Source organism: Aeromonas sp. FDAARGOS 1406, assembly GCF_019048565.1.
Classification (GTDB): domain Bacteria; phylum Pseudomonadota; class Gammaproteobacteria; order Enterobacterales; family Aeromonadaceae; genus Aeromonas; species Aeromonas caviae.
The window spans coordinates 2,992,501-3,010,342 of sequence record NZ_CP077378.1 but is presented as its reverse complement, the minus strand read 5'-3'; the positions used below and the strand labels follow the sequence as shown (position 1 = coordinate 3,010,342).

Annotated in this window: 12 protein-coding genes, 1 tRNA gene, 2 rRNA genes and 2 pseudogenes (1 of these 17 cut by a window edge); 10 read left to right on the top strand and 7 right to left on the bottom strand. The window is 48.1% G+C overall.

Features of this window, described 5'->3' with window-relative positions:
- Window positions 1-61: 61 nt before the first annotated feature.
- The 4 genes from I6L36_RS14230 to I6L36_RS14215 form a co-directional block, all read right to left on the bottom strand.
- The gene (locus tag I6L36_RS14230) at window positions 62-217 is read right to left on the bottom strand and encodes a hypothetical protein (RefSeq protein WP_157438655.1); all 156 of its coding nucleotides are present in this window, start codon (window positions 215-217) and stop codon (window positions 62-64) included.
- A 171-nt stretch (window positions 218-388) separates the two neighbouring features.
- The gene (locus I6L36_RS14225; protein ID WP_052448053.1) at window positions 389-1,255 is read right to left on the bottom strand and encodes an HD domain-containing protein; all 867 of its coding nucleotides are present in this window, start codon (window positions 1,253-1,255) and stop codon (window positions 389-391) included.
- Complete coding sequence (locus I6L36_RS14220) at window positions 1,252-2,430, bottom strand: DUF3596 domain-containing protein (RefSeq protein ID WP_041997612.1); 1,179 nt, start codon at window positions 2,428-2,430, stop codon at window positions 1,252-1,254. Before I6L36_RS14220 ends, I6L36_RS14225 begins: the two co-directional genes overlap by 4 nt.
- A 9-nt stretch (window positions 2,431-2,439) precedes the next feature.
- Window positions 2,440-2,652 (bottom strand): hypothetical protein, encoded by a 213-nt coding sequence (locus tag I6L36_RS14215; protein ID WP_041997613.1) that lies wholly within the window; start codon window positions 2,650-2,652, stop codon window positions 2,440-2,442.
- 145 nt (window positions 2,653-2,797) lie between these two features.
- Between I6L36_RS14215 and I6L36_RS14210 the strand changes: the two genes are divergently transcribed.
- The 10 genes and pseudogenes from I6L36_RS14210 to I6L36_RS14165 all read left to right on the top strand — a co-directional run.
- A complete protein-coding gene (locus tag I6L36_RS14210) occupies window positions 2,798-3,040 on the top strand; it encodes a helix-turn-helix transcriptional regulator (protein WP_041997615.1) in 243 nt (80 codons plus the stop codon).
- A 218-nt stretch (window positions 3,041-3,258) separates the two neighbouring features.
- Window positions 3,259-4,206: an IS30 family transposase gene (locus tag I6L36_RS14205; protein WP_216986722.1), complete on the top strand. Its 948-nt coding sequence runs from the start codon at window positions 3,259-3,261 to the stop codon at window positions 4,204-4,206.
- A gap of 48 nt (window positions 4,207-4,254) precedes the next feature.
- On the top strand, window positions 4,255-6,051 hold the full coding sequence (locus I6L36_RS14200) for a diguanylate cyclase (RefSeq protein ID WP_109113262.1): 1,797 nt from the start codon (window positions 4,255-4,257) through the stop codon (window positions 6,049-6,051).
- Between the two features lie 68 nt (window positions 6,052-6,119).
- A pseudogene (locus I6L36_RS14195) lies at window positions 6,120-7,100 on the top strand (IS5-like element IS5 family transposase).
- 562 nt (window positions 7,101-7,662) lie between these two features.
- Window positions 7,663-9,213: a methyl-accepting chemotaxis protein gene (locus tag I6L36_RS14190; protein ID WP_109112959.1), complete on the top strand. Its 1,551-nt coding sequence runs from the start codon at window positions 7,663-7,665 to the stop codon at window positions 9,211-9,213.
- 8 nt (window positions 9,214-9,221) lie between these two features.
- Window positions 9,222-9,812, top strand: coding sequence for a chemotaxis protein (locus I6L36_RS14185; protein WP_216822667.1), 591 nt, complete (start codon window positions 9,222-9,224; stop codon window positions 9,810-9,812).
- A gap of 9 nt (window positions 9,813-9,821) precedes the next feature.
- Window positions 9,822-10,046, top strand: coding sequence for a response regulator (locus tag I6L36_RS14180; RefSeq protein ID WP_216822666.1), 225 nt, complete (start codon window positions 9,822-9,824; stop codon window positions 10,044-10,046).
- Between the two features lie 19 nt (window positions 10,047-10,065).
- A complete protein-coding gene (locus tag I6L36_RS14175) occupies window positions 10,066-13,686 on the top strand; it encodes an EAL domain-containing protein (protein WP_162540639.1) in 3,621 nt (1,206 codons plus the stop codon).
- A gap of 2 nt (window positions 13,687-13,688) precedes the next feature.
- Window positions 13,689-14,978 (top strand): PAS domain-containing methyl-accepting chemotaxis protein, encoded by a 1,290-nt coding sequence (locus I6L36_RS22195; RefSeq protein WP_109112957.1) that lies wholly within the window; start codon window positions 13,689-13,691, stop codon window positions 14,976-14,978.
- Window positions 14,966-15,199, top strand: a pseudogene (locus tag I6L36_RS14165) (integrase core domain-containing protein); the annotation flags it as partial. The gene I6L36_RS22195 and the pseudogene I6L36_RS14165, both read left to right, overlap by 13 nt.
- A 135-nt stretch (window positions 15,200-15,334) precedes the next feature.
- Here the strand turns inward: I6L36_RS14165 and I6L36_RS14160 are convergent.
- The 3 genes from I6L36_RS14160 to I6L36_RS14150 all read right to left on the bottom strand — a co-directional run.
- Window positions 15,335-15,411: transfer RNA gene (locus tag I6L36_RS14160), tRNA-Asp, on the bottom strand.
- 96 nt (window positions 15,412-15,507) lie between these two features.
- Window positions 15,508-15,622: ribosomal RNA gene (rrf, locus tag I6L36_RS14155) — 5S ribosomal RNA — on the bottom strand.
- Between the two features lie 84 nt (window positions 15,623-15,706).
- Window positions 15,707-17,842: ribosomal RNA gene (locus I6L36_RS14150) — 23S ribosomal RNA — on the bottom strand; it runs 754 nt beyond the window's last position.

The following is a 17,842-nucleotide window of genomic DNA, read 5'->3' as shown; positions in this document are numbered from 1 at the left end:
TCCCCGCCCATTGAGCCCACCCCTCTCACGGGCTGAGCTCAAATTCCCTAACCAATTGGTTTCAGGATCCTGCCCCACTCTTTTCATCAAAATTATTGGGTGTCTGGGTTGTCTGTTTTTTCAGCTTTCTGCCCTCAAGGTAGAGATATCCAGCAGCAAAGGCGATCAGCTCCATGGCTAGAAAGAAGATACTGAGAATGACGATGCTCGAGCTCATACATGCTCCTTGTTGCATAAATCAAACAGGATAGTCCCTGAACCCCAAGGGATGCTGAAAGTATCCTGCCGATATGTGGTCCCTGCAAGTTGCCCAAAGCGCCGCAAACAGTCGGGCGCTGTGGCACTCTCGGCACATCTTGCTGTCAACGGCCGTCAGAGCTTCGAGATCTCAGTCCAACCGTTTGTAGACCTGATCGCCATAAGGCGATTTGACAAACCAGTAATAGGCCGGGACCTCGGTGAAAGCCCGTCGCCAGTTGTGTACATCCATAGACAATCGATCACAGATATGAACCATCTGGGCTGGCAGATAGGCCTCCGACTGCCGACCAATTTTGATGGAAAGGCAAGAACTGATGGCCTCAAACAGCTTGGGCGCCTCCTGACTGAGGCGGGCCAGCGGCTCGGCCAGCACCATGAAATTGAACGACTCATGTTGCCCCACGACCCCGTTCCCGCTTGTGTTGTTGTAGAACAGGTGGATCTTGCCGATGTCATGCAGAAGACCGCCGATAAAGGCCACGCTGGTGCTAATCGGGCCGACTTGATGCTGCATGCAGAGCGCCGAGGCGGTGATTGCCACCTCATGACTGTGCTCAAGCAGTCCACCGGTATGGTGATGATGGTACTGGTTGCTCGCCTTGCCGGTGAAGAAGGGCCACATGATGCGATCATCAAGCAGCACGGCGAGGTAGAATCGCCGCAGGGCCGCATCCGGTAAATAAGCGAGCATCCCCCAGATATCCGACAAGATGGCATGTTGTTTATCTGCCAGCCATGAAAATTGCTGCTCAATGTCGTCACGACGCACCTCAACAGGCAACGGCATGAAGGTCATCAATCGAGGCACTTCCTCGCGATTCATCTCCAGCAGCAACCACTGCCCAGCCGGCACCACATCCGCCAGCAGCTCACCGCTGACATCGACATGGCGACCCCCTTTCAGGAAAGTCAAACGCCACACGCCAGCACTAGGCAAGCCGTGAATCAGCTCGGCCCACACCAGCGTCAAGTTAAACGGGGATGTGAATTTCATACCTCATCCTCCAGATCAAGTTCACCGTCCAGCAGTTGTTCGAAAGCGGCACCATCCCGACCGACCAGATTGGGCACATAGCGCGAATAGACCCGAAACAGCATGCTGGTCGTGGAATGACCCAGCTGGCGGGCAATCCACTCCGGATTTTCGCCGGCGGCCAGCCACAGAGTGGCAGCCGTATGGCGAGTCTGATAAGGGTTGCGCTTTTCAAGCTTCAGATTGGCCAACAATGGGTACCAGACACGCTGAGCCACATTGCGGTGGTTGAGTGGCTCACCGTTGCGAGCACAAAACACGAAGGTACTTTTCTCGCCCGAGAACCCCCACTGTTCACGCAAGGCCTCATAGACTCGCTGGCTCATTGCGATGGTGCGGTGAGATCCACTGGTCTTGGTGGGCCCGACTTTACCCCTGACCAAGGACTGGTGAATATGAATAAGGCGGGCGCCAAAATCCACATTGTCCCAACAAAGCCCATCGATCTCACCCGTGCGCATGCCAGTGAAGAAACGCACCGTGAAATAGGGACGATAGTCCGCCCGTACCTTGGTCAGAATGAGTTGCACCTCCTCTAGGGTAAACGGCAGGACTTGCGCCCTAGGCATCGGCAGGGCCTTGATATTGCGCCACGGGCTATCAAACTCGAACCGCTCGGCCGCCTCGTTCAAGATGAGGCGCAGGTAGGTCATGATGTGGTTGATACGGGAAGCCGACAGCGCCCGTTCGTTCTGCCCACCCGGCTCACACAAGCGCAACCGAAACGCCAAGATCTGTTGCTTGGTGATGGCAGCTAACAGCTGCTCACCCATGGCCGGAATCAGGTGACAGCGTAAAATGCCATCCACCGTTTCAATTTGGCTCTCCCGCCACTCGACCCGTTTTTCATCGAGCCATAGCTCGGCGAAGGCGGAGAAAATCATCCGCGCACCAGAGGCCTTCTGCCGACTCAGTCTCTCCATGGCCACATACTTCTCAACCTTGGGACTGTTGGGAAAGTGATGCCCATAGTCAAAGGTACCGATACGGATCTGTTGCTCTATCAAGCAGAGCACCTTATTGAGCTTCTGCCGGTTAGCCTGGGTATCAGCCAACGTGGTTTGCTCCCGACAGCGGACCCCCCTGTAACGAAAGTCCAGATAAAGCTTGCCATTACGGCTATTTATCGAGCCCATCGCACCACCTCACTTCAAGCTAGCAATGAGATCGTGGGCTGCTGCTCCTTGCAGCATGGACTCCTCTACCCGCTCCCAGATGTAGAGAATTTTTCGCCCACCAAACGGACGGATGTAATGCACGCCCTCGAACAGCACAGCGTCTTTCAGACTCTGGCGGATTGTTCGCACGTCGTATTTGATCCGTGATGAGAGCTCTTCGGTTGTCAGATAGGTACTCATATCTCGCCTCCAAGTGAATCACAAATGAGTCATTTCGCTCGCGCAAGATGAATATAAATCACGCAATGTATTTGTCAATGCTTTTTTTGCATCATGCATGTTTCATTTGGTAGGCTATGTGAAAAATACTCGCTATGGATAAGTCATGATTAGGATCCTGCTCATCAAGCTACTTGACGAAAAATCGTTCCAAGAAAAGCGCCGCATAACTCTCTCTGAAGTGAGCGAAAAAACAGGGATCAGTCGGGCAACCCTGACCCGGATCGCCAACGTGCCTGGTAATGTCACCAATACCGATACAATCAATGCGTTGTGTAAATATTTTGGATGCCAGCCTGGAGAGTTGTTGAGGTATGTCGAGGAGGAGGACAGTCCTGCGGGGGAGTGAAATATAAGTTCCGGTCCCGCCCTCTTGATGGCTCTCATGCAGAAGGTAGAGTCTGAACTTTTATTTCTTAAGGGTTATTCAGTGCAGCTCAACGACGCCTGCAGCGATTACTTCGGGAATTCAGATAATAAGTGCGACACTCATGGATGAATGGCGAGAGGTGGCCAACTGCTGATTGGTGGTACCCTTCTGCTCGCCAAAGTAAAAGCAGTATCACCATGAGCTATCAGCAGTTGACCGAGGGGCAACGATACCAGTTATCGGTGCTTCGCGCACAGGGGATGTCCATCCTTGCCACCGCACGCGCCATTGGCGCTCATCGCTCCACCCTCTACCGGGAGCTGCGTCGTAACGCCGGGCCGCAGGGCTACCAGCCAGACAATGCGCATCAGCACGCCACCCACCGACGGGCTAGTGCGGCCAAATCTCGGCTATCTGCCGATGTCATCCAGTTTGTCGAGCTGACACTCGCCTGGTGGTGGAGCCCGGAGCAGATAAGCGCGGTGGGCAAGCAGATAGACCTCATGGTGAGTCACGAGTGGATATACCGCCATGTGGCCGCCGACAAAGCCCGGGGTAGCCAGTTGTACCGCCATCTGCGCCAGGGCCACAAGCGCTACCGCAAGGGAGCGAGCAGCCTGCGTTCTCCCATCAAGGAAGCCCGCTCTATTGATGAACGGCCGGCTATCGTCGATAGCCGGGAGCGGCTCGGTGATTGGGAGGCGGACACGGTGCTGGGCAAGCAAGGCACAGGTACACTGGTCACCCTGGTGGAGCGCAAGAGCCGGCTCTATCTGGTCAAGCGGGTCGCGAGCAAACAGGCTGGGGTGGTGCGGGATGCGATAATCGAGATGTTAACGCCCTACATCGAGCAGGCGCATACCATCACCTTTGACAACGGCGGCGAGTTTGCCGAACACAAGGCGATAGAGGAAGCGCTGGGTGCCGAGACTTACTTTGCGCACCCTTACTCTTCGTGGGAGCGCGGTCTGAACGAGAACAGCAATGGGCTGTTGAGGCAGTTTATCCCAAAGGGAACAGACCTGAGAGAGGTCACGGACGAGGATGTCAGGAGAGCGGAGCAGTGGCTCAACCTACGACCTCGGAAATGTCTCGGATTCAGGCAGCCTGTCAAGGTATTCGAAGAGTACCGTCAGGCGGCATAGGCGAGTGTCGCACTTCGAAGTTGAATTCGCGATTTAATAGGTGCAAAGATGGTTAACTGGAAAAAATATCCAACGACGTTTCAGCTATATTTGTACTCCATGTTTTTCATTGTAGTGTTACTTATCGGCAGTTTTATTGTTGTTGCTCATGAACAAGCCCGTTATCAACAAGCCGTAAAAAGTAGGGAAACATCAATTCGTTTGGCTGAAGAGTTGCGACAGTCTTCCAGTGATTTAGCGCGTTTGGTCAGAACTTACGTTATTACAGGTAAACCTGAATATAAAGAACAGTTTCAAGCAGTAGTCGAAATCCGTGATGGCAAAAGACCAAGGCCACACAACTACAGTTTGGCGTACTGGGATTTCAAGGCGATCGAGGCAGCTGCAGAAATTGATGAAACCAAACCACAAGAGATAGCCGTCCCGTTGGTGGAGTTAATGCGACAGGCCGGAGTGACGAAAGCTGAGCTGGAAAATTTGAAAAAGTCAAAAGCTCGTTCAGACGAATTAGTTGATTTGGAAAACAGAGCTATGGCTCTGTTTGAAGAACAACCCCCTACATCAGCGCAAAAACGTGATCAGGCTTTGGCAATGCTTGCTGACAATCACTTTATGGCGATGAAAGCTGCGGTTATGCGGCCTATTATTGAAACAGAGCAGATGATCATTGCCAGAACTCAGTATGAAGTCACAATGACAAATCAGCGCTTGCAGTTAGCGACAGCGGCATTATTTGTGCTTGGCGCTTTTTTGATCTTACTGATCTTTAAGGTGGGGCAAGAGCTCAGAAGAATCATCGGTTGTTCAATCCAGGATTTACAACAGACTATCACTGTTATTGGTAGTGGAGATTTTTTGACACCTATTCAGGTCGATAAAAAATACTCTGACAGCGTTCTTTCCTGGATTGCGCAGACACAGCGTAAACTGGCCGAACTAAATTTGGCACACTTTAAAGCTATAGTGGATTCATCAGATGATGCCATTATCAGTAAGAACATCAATGGCATAGTTGCAAGCTGGAATCAGAGTGCCGAAGTTATATTTGGTTATACAGCAGACGAGATGATAGGTCAGTCATTAAAAAACATTATTCCACCGGACCGTTTACATGAGGAGCCCGGCATTCTTGCCAGTATCTCGCGGGGAGAAAAAGTGAACCATTTTGAAACCCAGCGTATGCATCGTGATGGTCATTTAGTAGATGTGTCTGTCACCATTTCACCGATTTATAACGCTGAGGGTCAAGTCATCGGTGCTTCAAAAATAGCTCGTGATATCAGTATGGCAAAAGCTGCTGAGGCTGAAATTCACCGCTTAGCATTTTATGACTCGTTAACGGGCTTGGCCAATCGGAGTCTGTTAAATGACAGACTCAGTCAGGCAATTATCAAGTCCTGCAGAGACAGCAGGGTATTTGCGTTACTGTTTTTGGATTTAGATAATTTCAAAATTCTCAATGACACTAAAGGACATGACGCTGGTGATGAATTATTAAAAGAAGCGGCATTAAGATTAAAAGAGGTCGTGCGGGATAGTGACACTGTAGCCAGGTTTGGGGGGGATGAATTTGTTGTGTTGCTGAACGGTCCAGCTGAATGTTCAGCCGATCCTGATACTTGGGTCTGTAACGTTATTAACAAAGTGATTCAACGGCTTGCAGAGCCTTATCATGTCGCAGGAATCGTACATTGTTGTACTGCAAGCGTTGGCGCTACATTGTTCCGTGGGCAGCAATATACTGCAAGCGATTTGTTAAAACAGGCTGATCACGCTATGTATGAAGCAAAATATTCCGGAAAGAATTGCTTTAAAATATTTGATATGAATGATGGCGTTGTCTAAGGAAGGTGCGAACAAGTCCCTGATATGAGATCATGTTTGTCATCTGGAGCCATGAAAAAGGGTTCATCATGAGTCATCAGCTCACCTTCGCCGACAGTGAATTCAGCAGTAAGCGCCGTCAGACTAGAAAAGAGATTTTCTTGTCCCGCATGGAGCAGATTCTGCCATGGCAAAACATGGTGGAAGTCATCGAGCCGTTTTATCCCAAGGCTGGTAATGGCCGGCGACCTTATCCGCTGGAAACCATGCTACGCATTCACTGCATGCAGCATTGGTACAACCTGAGCGATGGCGCGATGGAAGATGCTCTGTACGAAATCGCCTCCATCCGTCTGTTTGCCCGGTTATCCCTGGATAGCGCCTTGCCGGACCGCACCACCATCATGAATTTCCGCCACCTGCTGGAGCAGCATCAACTGGCCCGCCAATTGTTCAAGACCATCAATCGCTGGCTGGCCGAAGCAGGCGTCATGATGACTCAAGGCACCTTGGTCGATGCCACCATCATTGAGGCTCCCAGCTCGACCAAGAACAAAGAGCAGCAACGCGATCCGGAGATGCATCAGACCAAGAAAGGCAATCAGTGACACTTTGGCATGAAGGCCCACATTGGTGTCGATGCCAAGAGTGGCCTGACCCACAGCCTAGTCACCACCGCGGCCAACGAGCATGACCTCAATCAGCTGGGTAATCTGCTGCATGGAGAGGAGCAATTTGCCTCAGCCGATGCCGGCTACCAAGGGGCGCCACAGCGCGAGGAGCTGGCCGAGGTGGATGTGGACTGGCTGATCGCCGAGCGCCCCGGCAAGGTAAGAACCTTGAAACAGCATCCACGCAAGAACAAAACGGCCATCAACATCGAATACATGAAAGCCAGCATCCGGGCCAAGGTGGAGCACCCGTTTCGCATCATCAAGCGACAGTTCGGCTTCGTGAAAGCCAGATACAAGGGGTTGCTGAAAAACGATAACCAACTGGCGATGTTATTCACGCTGGCCAACCTGTTTCGGGCGGACCAAATGATACGTCAGTGGGAGAGATCTCACTAAAAACTGGGAATAACGCCTTAAATGGCGAAGAAACGGTCTAAATAGGCTGATTCAAGGCATTTACGGGAGAAAAGATCGGCTCAAACTGAAAAAATGAAATGACTGAGTCAGCCGAGAAGAATTTCCCCGCTTATTCGCACCTTCCCTAGATCTGTACAGGTTATGTTTACGATTGATCTCAGAGCGAGTTTCTTCGACAAGGGTAAGGTGTTCAATCAACGTCATAGCGCGTGCCTCCTGCATGGAGACGCGATTAGATCACAGACGATCTGCCTGTTCAAATTTCATTAACAAAGTGCGATCCCGCCCTGTACCACTGATGGGGTTAGGTCGTACAACATTTGACATCAATGAACTCGTAGCAAATGCGAAGTTGATAAATCAAAAACTTAATCGGTAATGTAAACGTTTAAACACACCCCGCCTAGCATAGGAAATAAGGATAGTTCAATCAGTTTGCACAAATTCGGTGCATATAAATATTTACTAATAGATCTAGGTTGATACACCTACATGATGTAAGATGTATTTAGTATGCTAAAAATACACACCGATGCTATCTATGCGTAAAAACCTCCCTGTTACATCTAACGAAAAAACTTTCCCATCGTCTGTGAAGCTGATTTCAGTTACGGATAAAAACGGCAATATTGTTGATTGTAATGACGCTTTCGTTGAGGTAAGCGGATTTTCCAGGTCGGAGTTAATTGGCCAGCCACATAATATTGTTCGACACCCCGATATGCCAGCGATGGCTTTCAAAGTGATGTGGTCACATCTAAAAGAGGGTAAAGCATGGATGGGGTTGGTTAAGAACCGTTGTAAGAATGGTGACTTTTACTGGGTAGACGCTTATGTGACACCCGTGACAGCTAATGGACAAGTTATTGGGTACGAATCTGTTCGATCAAGCCCAAGAGCAGAAGATGTACAAAGAGCAGACAGATTATACCGCCGCTTGAGTGCGGGAAGTAATTTACCTAAACCGTTACCTATATCGCTGCCTAACATTTTTTTAATGGTGTCTGTCGCTATCGCGCTTGCGACATTCTTTCTTGGTTACAAAGAGTTATCAGAGAGTTTGTTGCTCGCCGTCATTGCGATCTATGCAATTTGGGTCAATGTGAAAGACCACGCCAGAGCGTCTGACTTAAAGAAATTACTAAGCCGTTCTTTCTCGCATGAACTCGCAGTTCTCACCTACACCAATAAGTCCGGACTTACTGGCGCATTAGAAGTCTCTGTATTGAGCCAGCAAGCTCATCTGACAACTATTATCAACCGCATTGATGATGCCGCGAAAAGAGTATCGCGCGAAACACTTTCCTCATTTGACTTGGTTAAACAATCTAAGCAGGTTATTGATCACCAGCAATCTGAAACGATTCAGGTTGCTACAGCGATGAATGAGATGACGACAACTATTTCAGAGGTATCGCATCATGTTTCCAATACCGCTTCACAAGCTGATAAAGCATTTAATCTGGCCGAAACCGGTGGAGGACTATCCAAAACAACAAGCGCCTCTATTGAAAAACTTAGAGCAACTGTCCAGACCATTTCGAAATCCGTTGTTGATGTAGAGCTACAAACGACGAAAATTGCCCAAGCAGCTCAAGTAATTGAACAGATTGCTGAACAGACCAACTTACTTGCGCTAAATGCTGCTATCGAGGCAGCGCGTGCCGGCGAGCAAGGCCGAGGTTTTGCCGTGGTTGCTGAAGAGGTGCGTAATCTTGCAAAACGTACCCAAGATTCTACGAAAGAAATATACGGGATTGTCAGAGCTCTCTCACTAAAATCCAGCGAGGCCGTTAAAGTAGCTGAATCAGGTGCTTCTGACGCTGACGAGGGGCTGTCAAAAGTCATTGAGAATGGAGATATGCTGCAAGGAATCGTTGCCTCAGTCGGGCATATATCCGATATGACGACACAGATGGCAGCAGCTGTAGAGGAGCAAGCTCATATGGCTGAAGATATCAATCGCCAGGTTGTAAGTATTTCAACATTGGCCGATGAAAGCGCCAATTCTGCTGATAAAGCAGCAAGCTCTCTAGAGCACCTTAAGAAAATATCTGAAGAGCTACACGAGCTGGTGGTGCGTTTTAAATGAATATGTTAATGAAGTCTATTGACCAAAGGACAAATCTGGCAGGTCAAAATCGCTTTGAAATGCCAGGAGCCCATTCTTTTATAAAGGGCATTGCGCAGCTTCGTGGCAATCCAGTTATCGTTATCGACCTGAGTGAAGCTACGACAGGTAAGCCGATACGTTATCCCGAACAGGCTTTTGTGATTGTGACGGAATACAACCGCCATATCCAAGGCTTTCTGGTTTCGGCAGTTGATAGCATCGTTAATCTTAACTGGAGTCAAATTCAACCTCCACCTCAAGGATCAGGGCAAAGTCATTACCTAACTGCAGTGACAGAGATTGAAGGCAAGCTCATTCAAGTCATAGATGTTGAAAAAGTGTTCTCGGAGATCATGCCCAACGACCATGAAATTGAAGCTGAAACGGCGCAACAGCTTAAAGGGTTCAACACCTCTGAGATTGAAGTATTGGTTGTGAATGATTCAGCAGTGGCCAGAAATCAGATCAAACGCGTGTTAGACAGTGTAAATATCCCGTCTAAAGTGGTTCATGATGGCCAATCTGCACTTCAATATTTACAAGACTTTGCGGCAAAACATAAAGCAGTAATTGCATAGAGAATACCTTTGGTCATTTCTGATATTGAGATGCCAATAATGGATGGCTCTACACTGACATCCGCGATTAAATCTGAACCACTTCTAAAAGATATTCACGTCGTTTTGCACTCTTCATTAAGTGGTGTGTTTAACGAGTCTATGGTTAAGAAAGTCGGCGCAGACCAATTTATCGCTAAGTTTCATCCCGATGAATTATTACAAGCAATCAATCACTGGTTGTTAATGAAGTAAAGACAGGTGCGCTATGAGAGTGGAAGAAGTACTAAAGCGATTAAACATCAACCCGGTCTCTTTTGATGAGCGTAAAGCTCTTATTAATCTTTCAACTACCGAGATTCAATTGCTCGAAGCCATTCATAAACCACTTTATGCCTATGAGAATGAGCTTATTCATGCTTTTTATCAGCATCTTTTAAAGTTTGACCATGCATCGAAAATGCTGCATGACGTTAACCTAATGGGAAAACTTCAAGAGACACAAAAACTGTACTTTAGGAAATTAACTGCCGGCGATTATGGATTCGACTACGCCCAAGATCGTATTAGAGTGGGCATTGCGCACCAAAGAGTTGGTTTGACGCCACAATGGTATATTGGGGCTTACGGTGTTTACTTAGATCTCGTTTGTAAATTCGTCAGTGTGATATTGAATAGCGATAAGGAGCGTATCGAGCCAACGTTAACTGCGCTCTACAAAGTCGCGCTGCTGGATATCACCCTCGCCTTTGACGCCTACATGTACGCTAGCCACCAGACACTTGAGCAGTCCAGGCAGCAGATTTCTGACAAATACGATTTTCAAATTCGCACTAGCAATGCCATCGCTAAGATTCAGCGCGCTTTTATACTGAATGAGTCGTATGGCAGTGCACTTAGCCTTTTACTTAATGAGCTCATCGCTCTGACAGATAGTCAGTTCGGTTTGATTGGTGAGGTGCGGGAAGACTCGCAACTACGACCATATCTGAAAGTCAGCGTCTTGACAAATAGCAGCTGGGATCATCAAACCCGTGAGCTATATGAAAAAAGTAAGGCGGATGACTTAGAGTTCCATAATCATCACAATTTACTGGGTGAAGTATTAACAACCGGCCAAGCTGTTATCTCAAACAATCCTCAGGATGATTCTCGTGCTGGTGGCACACCACATGGTCATCCCAAGCTCTCCTCCTTCCTTGGATTACCAATTAAACATAATGGTAAGTTGATTGGCATGGTCGGTCTGGCTAACGCAGCCAACGGCTATGAACAATCTGACGTTGAGAAACTGAACCCCATCCTCGAAACCTTGGAATCGCTGTCTGAAGCAAGAGAGATTAAAAATAAACTTGCTCTGATACTGGAAGAGAACGCCCGCCTTGCATTAGTTGCTACACAGACTGTGAACGGAGTAATGATCTTAGATTGTGATTACAACATCACTTGGTGTAATGCCGGCTTCGAACGAATCTTTGGTTATTCTTTGGAGGAGCTTGCGGGTCAATCGCCGTGGGCAACATTAACTGGGCCACAGACTAACAGCTTTGACCTTTTGAAGTTACAAAAAGCTGTCGCAAAGAGAAAGTCTATTGAAATTGAATTACTTAAATATCGAAAGAGTGGAGAGACCTTCTGGAGTCGCATTAGTTGCAACCCTACGTTTAATGAGCTTGGAGAGCACTCGGGGTATATTTCGGTTGAGCTGGATATAACTCAAGAGCGCTTGAGGCAGGACGAACTGACCAGCTTTAAAAGCGTTGTGGATCAAATCACTGATGCCGTCCTATTTTTTGATGCCGAAACGTTGGACATTTTATATGCCAACCTTGCTGCACAGCGTCAACTTGGGCGGAGTTGGGCGATGCTACAAATTATGAAGCCCTACGAATTTAAGCTGAGCTACGATTCACAATCGTTCGATCGGCTTTTGAAGCCACTCAAAATGGGTGAGGTGGAGCTGCTGCATTTTGTTACCCAACATCACAAAGGGGATGGCAACATCTATCCTGCAGAAATTAGTATGCAGATTGTACAAACCGCGTTTAACCAAAAAGTCGTCGTCAATATAATTCGAGACATCTCGGCGCAGCTTGATTATGAAAGACTCAAAAGTGAAAACGAAAAGCGCTTGGTGAAGTTGCTGCATAAATCAGAGGATGCGATGGGCATAATCAGCCCAGATTTTGTGATTACCGATTGTAATGATGCAGCCGCTAAACTTTTTTGCTTGTCTGACCGCAAAGCGCTGATTGGCTTGTCGCCTATTCAATTTTCACCATTGAGCCAGGGTAAAAACAACAGCGAAGAGCTCGCCAAAGTTCTTTTAAATAAAGCCTCAACAGAGGGCTACCAGCGTTTTGAATGGCTTCATATCACTAAACAAGGTCACCATCTACCGATAGAGGTAACGCTCATTCCAGTAATCTACCTTGGAAAAAACGCTATCCTGGTAATTTGGCGTGATTTAAGTGACATTAAAGCCAAAGAGCATCGCATCAAGCAATTGGCATTTTTTGATGAGCTAACGGGACTGGCTAATAAAAATTTATTCTCTGACCGAGTTAAATACCTACTTAAAATTGCACAGAGACATCAATATACCATCGCGATTGTATATATCGACCTGGTTAATCTTGAAGACATTAACGAAACAATGGGATACGAAGCGGGTGATGCAGTCATCCAAGCGGTCGGTCGCAGATTAGCAAAAACCATCCGCGGTGCAGATACTTTAGTGCGTTGTATCTTTGAGAACGAGGACTGCCAGACTTTACCTATCGTCAATGACATAGATCGAGAGTTTGACTCCTTAGCCCGTTTAAATTCTGATGTTTTTGCGCTTGCAGCCGTTCTATCTAATCCCGATGCGGCATCAATAATGGTCAACAGGTTACAACAAGCTATCGCTGAGCCGCTCGAAATTCTAGAGGGTGAAGTCAGTATCAATTCAAGAGCTGGAATTGCTTTATATCCTCAGGATGCGGATACCTTTGATGCAATAACACGAGGTGCCAATATAGCACTTAATATGGCCAAAGAGTCCGGTTTACCCAGTTGCTATTTTAATATTGAAGTGGGTGAAAGGATTCAGAAAAAATCAATTATCTCAAAGCAACTTGAGAGAACCTTACTCTCCTATCCTGAAAATCTGCGAATCGTCCTTCAACCTCAAGTTTGTTTAAAAACATATAAGTTAGTCGGTGCTGAGGTTCTGGTGCGCTGGAGAGACGAAGAGCTTGGCGAAGTTTCGCCAGGATCCTTTATTCCAATTGCTGAAGAGCGAGGGTTAATCAATAAGTTGACGCATCTCGTATTAGAACGTGTTATTGAACTGAAACGCAGTTGGCAGAAAAAAGAAGTGTTCTCGCAAGAAAATTTGCGTTTCAAGCTCGCCCTTAATATTTCAGCGAAAAGCTTTGATGATGAGTCTGCAATTTATGGTTTTTTAACTTTGATAGAGCTCGCAGGGTTAGAGCCAAATGATTTTGAGCTTGAGCTTACCGAAACAGGGCTTATGCGTGATCCCGATAAAGCAATATCAACTTTAAATATGATACGAAGTAAAGGTTTTTCGATTGCCATTGATGACTTTGGTATGGGGCATTCTTCATTAAGTTATCTAAAAAACATCAATGCAGATGTGCTGAAAATTGATATGCACTTTATCAAGTCAATACGTGAAGATGAGAAAAACCTCGCCATTGTTAAAACCATTATTTCAACAGCAAAGATTTTTGGCTTGAAAACTCTTGCTGAGGGAATTGAAACTCAAGAAATTGCGACGCTACTGGCAGAACTGGGTTGTGATTGGGGGCAAGGTTACTACTTCGATAAACCTCTCTCTGTTGAGCAGTTTGAAAAATTACTTTTGAGCTATAAAAGAGAATACTGATTATGTTCGACTTTCTAAAGAAAACACCCACTTTAACAGAACCACTAAAAGTTTCTGATGAAAAACTCCTCTTTAATGCCATGTTAAACGCTACCGCGATGGTGATTTTTAATCATTCAGGCGAAATACTTGAAGTGAGTCAGAAGTTTGCTGACTTTATGGGGTACAGTAAACAGGAACTTCTGGGCCAGCATCACCGCATTTTGTTTGAGACTGCCTATACATCGAGGCCCGAGTATACAACCTTCTGGCGAAATCTCCTTGAGGACAAACCGCTGCGAGATACCTTTAAATATATAAAGAAGAATAGAGAAACTATCTTTGTCGGCGCACGTTATGTGCCAATTAAGGATGCACAAGGTAAGGTGTATCGTGTTGTTAAATTGGCTTTTGATGTCACCGCGCAGCATAATGAATCTTCATCGCAGAATGCCGTTTTTACTGCACTTAACCGCTCTCAGGCTGTAATTGAATTCACCCCGGATGGCATAATCACCAATGCTAACCAGAATTTTCTTAATGCAATGGATTGCAAACTGGAACAGATAAAGGGTAAACACCACAAAATCTTCTGTGATGAAAACTTTTATCGTGATAACCCAAATTTCTGGCGCAACTTGGCTAACGGTAACTATCAGGCAGGTCGATTTCTAAGAAGAAGTCTGTCTGGCAGGAGCGTCTGGCTTGAAGCAACTTACAACCCCATTCTTGATGGGCAAGGTAAAGTCTATAAAGTGATAAAATTTGCGTCAGATATTTCTGAGCGCGTCAATAACGCCATTAATACAGTGAACCTCGCGGCGCAAACATCCGAAAAGACATCGGCGTTAACAACAACGGCAATGCGAGAGCTGGATAACAGCGTGAATACCAGTGTTCAAATCGCATCACAGGTTGAAAATACTGCACAAGTTGGTCAAGAGCTAAATCTGAAGTCAAAAAATATTCAGGAAATAGTTACTACTATACGTTCCATTGCCGATCAGACAAACTTATTGGCACTTAATGCGGCGATTGAAGCTGCAAGAGCCGGAGATTCCGGCAGAGGGTTCGCAGTTGTTGCAGACGAAGTAAGAAAGCTTGCCGCCAGATCGGCCTCCGCAACCTCCGACATTGCAGAGGTCGTAAAAGAGAACGCGGGACTCATTGATAAAATTGACACCGGTTTAAAAGAAATCAATGTGATAGCGAAAAAAGGTCATGAATCTATCGAGCATGTCGAAAAAGCTATCGAGAGTGTAAATGCGAGTATCAGCGAGCTTGTTGCAACAGTTGAAGCCTTGAAACCCTAGCCTTACTAAAATAACTCGGACACCTGGGTGTCACGCCCTCGCGGGGACGGCCTCGGGTAAGCAACGATAATCCGTACTCGGAGTCATTGTTCAGGACGCTGAAGTACTGTCCGCAGTGGCCATCAGACGGCTTTGCCAGTCTGGAAGCGGCCAGGGAGTGGGTGCGCGACTTTATGGCCTGGTATAACGAAGAGCACCGGCATAGCCGTATCCGCTTCGTCGACCTCCGGTCAAATCAGGGGGTTGGTCACGAAATGGTCACCGTTTGGTCACGGTCACGAACATCAAGCGGGCATTTCAAACTGCAGATATGAAAAAAAGCCCAACCTGTTCAACAGGTTGGGCTTTCTATTTAGTGGCGGAGCGGACGGGACTCGAACCCGCGACCCCCGGCGTGACAGGCCGGTATTCTAACCGACTGAACTACCGCTCCGCATTCGGTTAGCTTTCGCTAAATCATGTGCCGCTTCTATGAGGTGTCATCCTCGCAGCCAGTGACGTGATTCTTCACATCGCTGTTTAATTGGGTGCCTGGCAGTGTCCTACTCTCGCATGGCGAATGCCACACTACCATCGGCGCTACAGCGTTTCACTTCTGAGTTCGGCATGGGGTCAGGTGGTTCCACTGCGCTATTGCCGCCAGGCAAAAATCTTCAATCTGAAAAAGCTGATTTAGTTATTCGTTCTCGGTATCTGCTACAAGTCTCAGAACACTTCTTGGGTGTTGTATGGTTAAGCCTCACGGGTAATTAGTATGGGTTAGCTCAACGTATCGCTACGCTTACACACCCCACCTATCAACGTTGTGGTCTCCAACGGCCCTTTAGGACCCTCAAGGGGTCAGGGATGACTCATCTCAGGGCTCGCTTCCCGCTTAGATGCTTTCAGCGGTTATCGATTCCGAACTTAGCTACCGGGCAGTGCCACTGGCGTGACAACCCGAACACCAGAGGTTCGTTCACTCCGGTCCTCTCGTACTAGGAGCAACTCCCTTCAATCATCCAACGCCCACGGCAGATAGGGACCGAACTGTCTCACGACGTTCTGAACCCAGCTCGCGTACCACTTTAAATGGCGAACAGCCATACCCTTGGGACCGACTTCAGCCCCAGGATGTGATGAGCCGACATCGAGGTGCCAAACACCGCCGTCGATATGAACTCTTGGGCGGTATCAGCCTGTTATCCCCGGAGTACCTTTTATCCGTTGAGCGATGGCCCTTCCATTCAGAACCACCGGATCACTATGACCTACTTTCGTACCTGCTCGACCTGTCCGTCTCGCAGTTAAGCTGGCTTATGCCATTGCACTAACCTCCTGATGTCCGACCAGGATTAGCCAACCTTCGTGCTCCTCCGTTACTCTTTGGGAGGAGACCGCCCCAGTCAAACTACCCACCAGGCACTGTCCGCGAGCCCGATTCAGGGCCCTGCGTTAGAACATCAAACATACAAGGGTGGTATTTCAAGGACGGCTCCAGCGCAACTGGCGTCACGCCTTCAAAGCCTCCCACCTATCCTACACATGTAGGTTCAATGTTCAGTGCCAAGCTGTAGTAAAGGTTCACGGGGTCTTTCCGTCTAGCCGCGGGTACACCGCATCTTCACGGCGAATTCGATTTCACTGAGTCTCGGGTGGAGACAGCATGGCCATGGTTACACCATTCGTGCAGGTCGGAACTTACCCGACAAGGAATTTCGCTACCTTAGGACCGTTATAGTTACGGCCGCCGTTTACCGGGGCTTCGATCAAGAGCTTCGCTTGCGCTAACCCCATCAATTAACCTTCCGGCACCGGGCAGGTGTCACACCCTATACGTCCACTTTCGTGTTTGCAGAGTGCTGTGTTTTTGATAAACAGTCCCAGCCATCTGGTCACTGCGACTCCCGACAGCTCCATCCGCAAGGGACTTCACCATCAAGAGCGAACCTTCTCCCGAAGTTACGGTTCTATTTTGCCTAGTTCCTTCACCCGAGTTCTCTCAAGCGCCTTGGTATTCTCTACCCGACCACCTGTGTCGGTTTGGGGTACGATGACTTGTAATCTGAAGCTTAGAGGCTTTTCCTGGAAGCAGGGCATCAATGGCTTCCGCACCGTAGTGCGTTCGTCTCGTGTCTCAGTGTTGTGTCTCCGGATTTGCCTGGAAACACCACCTACGCACTTTCACCAGGACAACCGTCGCCTGGCCCACCTAGCCTTCTCCGTCCCCCCATCGCAATTACAAGTCGTGCAGGAATATTAACCTGCTTCCCATCGACTACGCCTTTCGGCCTCGCCTTAGGGGTCGACTCACCCTGCCCCGATTAACGTTGGACAGGAACCCTTGGTCTTCCGGCGAGGAGGCTTTTCACCCCCTTTATCGTTACTTACGTCAGCATTCGCACTTCTGATATCTCCAGCATACCTCTCGATACACCTTCGCAGACTTACAGAACGCTCCCCTACCACTCACACATAAGTGTGAATCCGCGGCTTCGGTGCCTGGTTTGAGCCCCGTTACATCTTCCGCGCAGGCCGACTCGACTAGTGAGCTATTACGCTTTCTTTAAATGATGGCTGCTTCTAAGCCAACATCCTAGCTGTCTGAGCCTTCCCACATCGTTTCCCACTTAACCAGAACTTTGGGACCTTAGCCGGCGGTCTGGGTTGTTTCCCTCTTCACGACGGACGTTAGCACCCGCCGTGTGTCTCCCGGATATTACTTACTGGTATTCGGAGTTTGCATGGGGTTGGTAAGTCGGGATGACCCCCTAGCCCAAACAGTGCTCTACCCCCAGTAGTATTCGTCCGAGGCGCTACCTAAATAGCTTTCGGGGAGAACCAGCTATCTCCGAGTTTGATTGGCCTTTCACCCCCAGCCACAG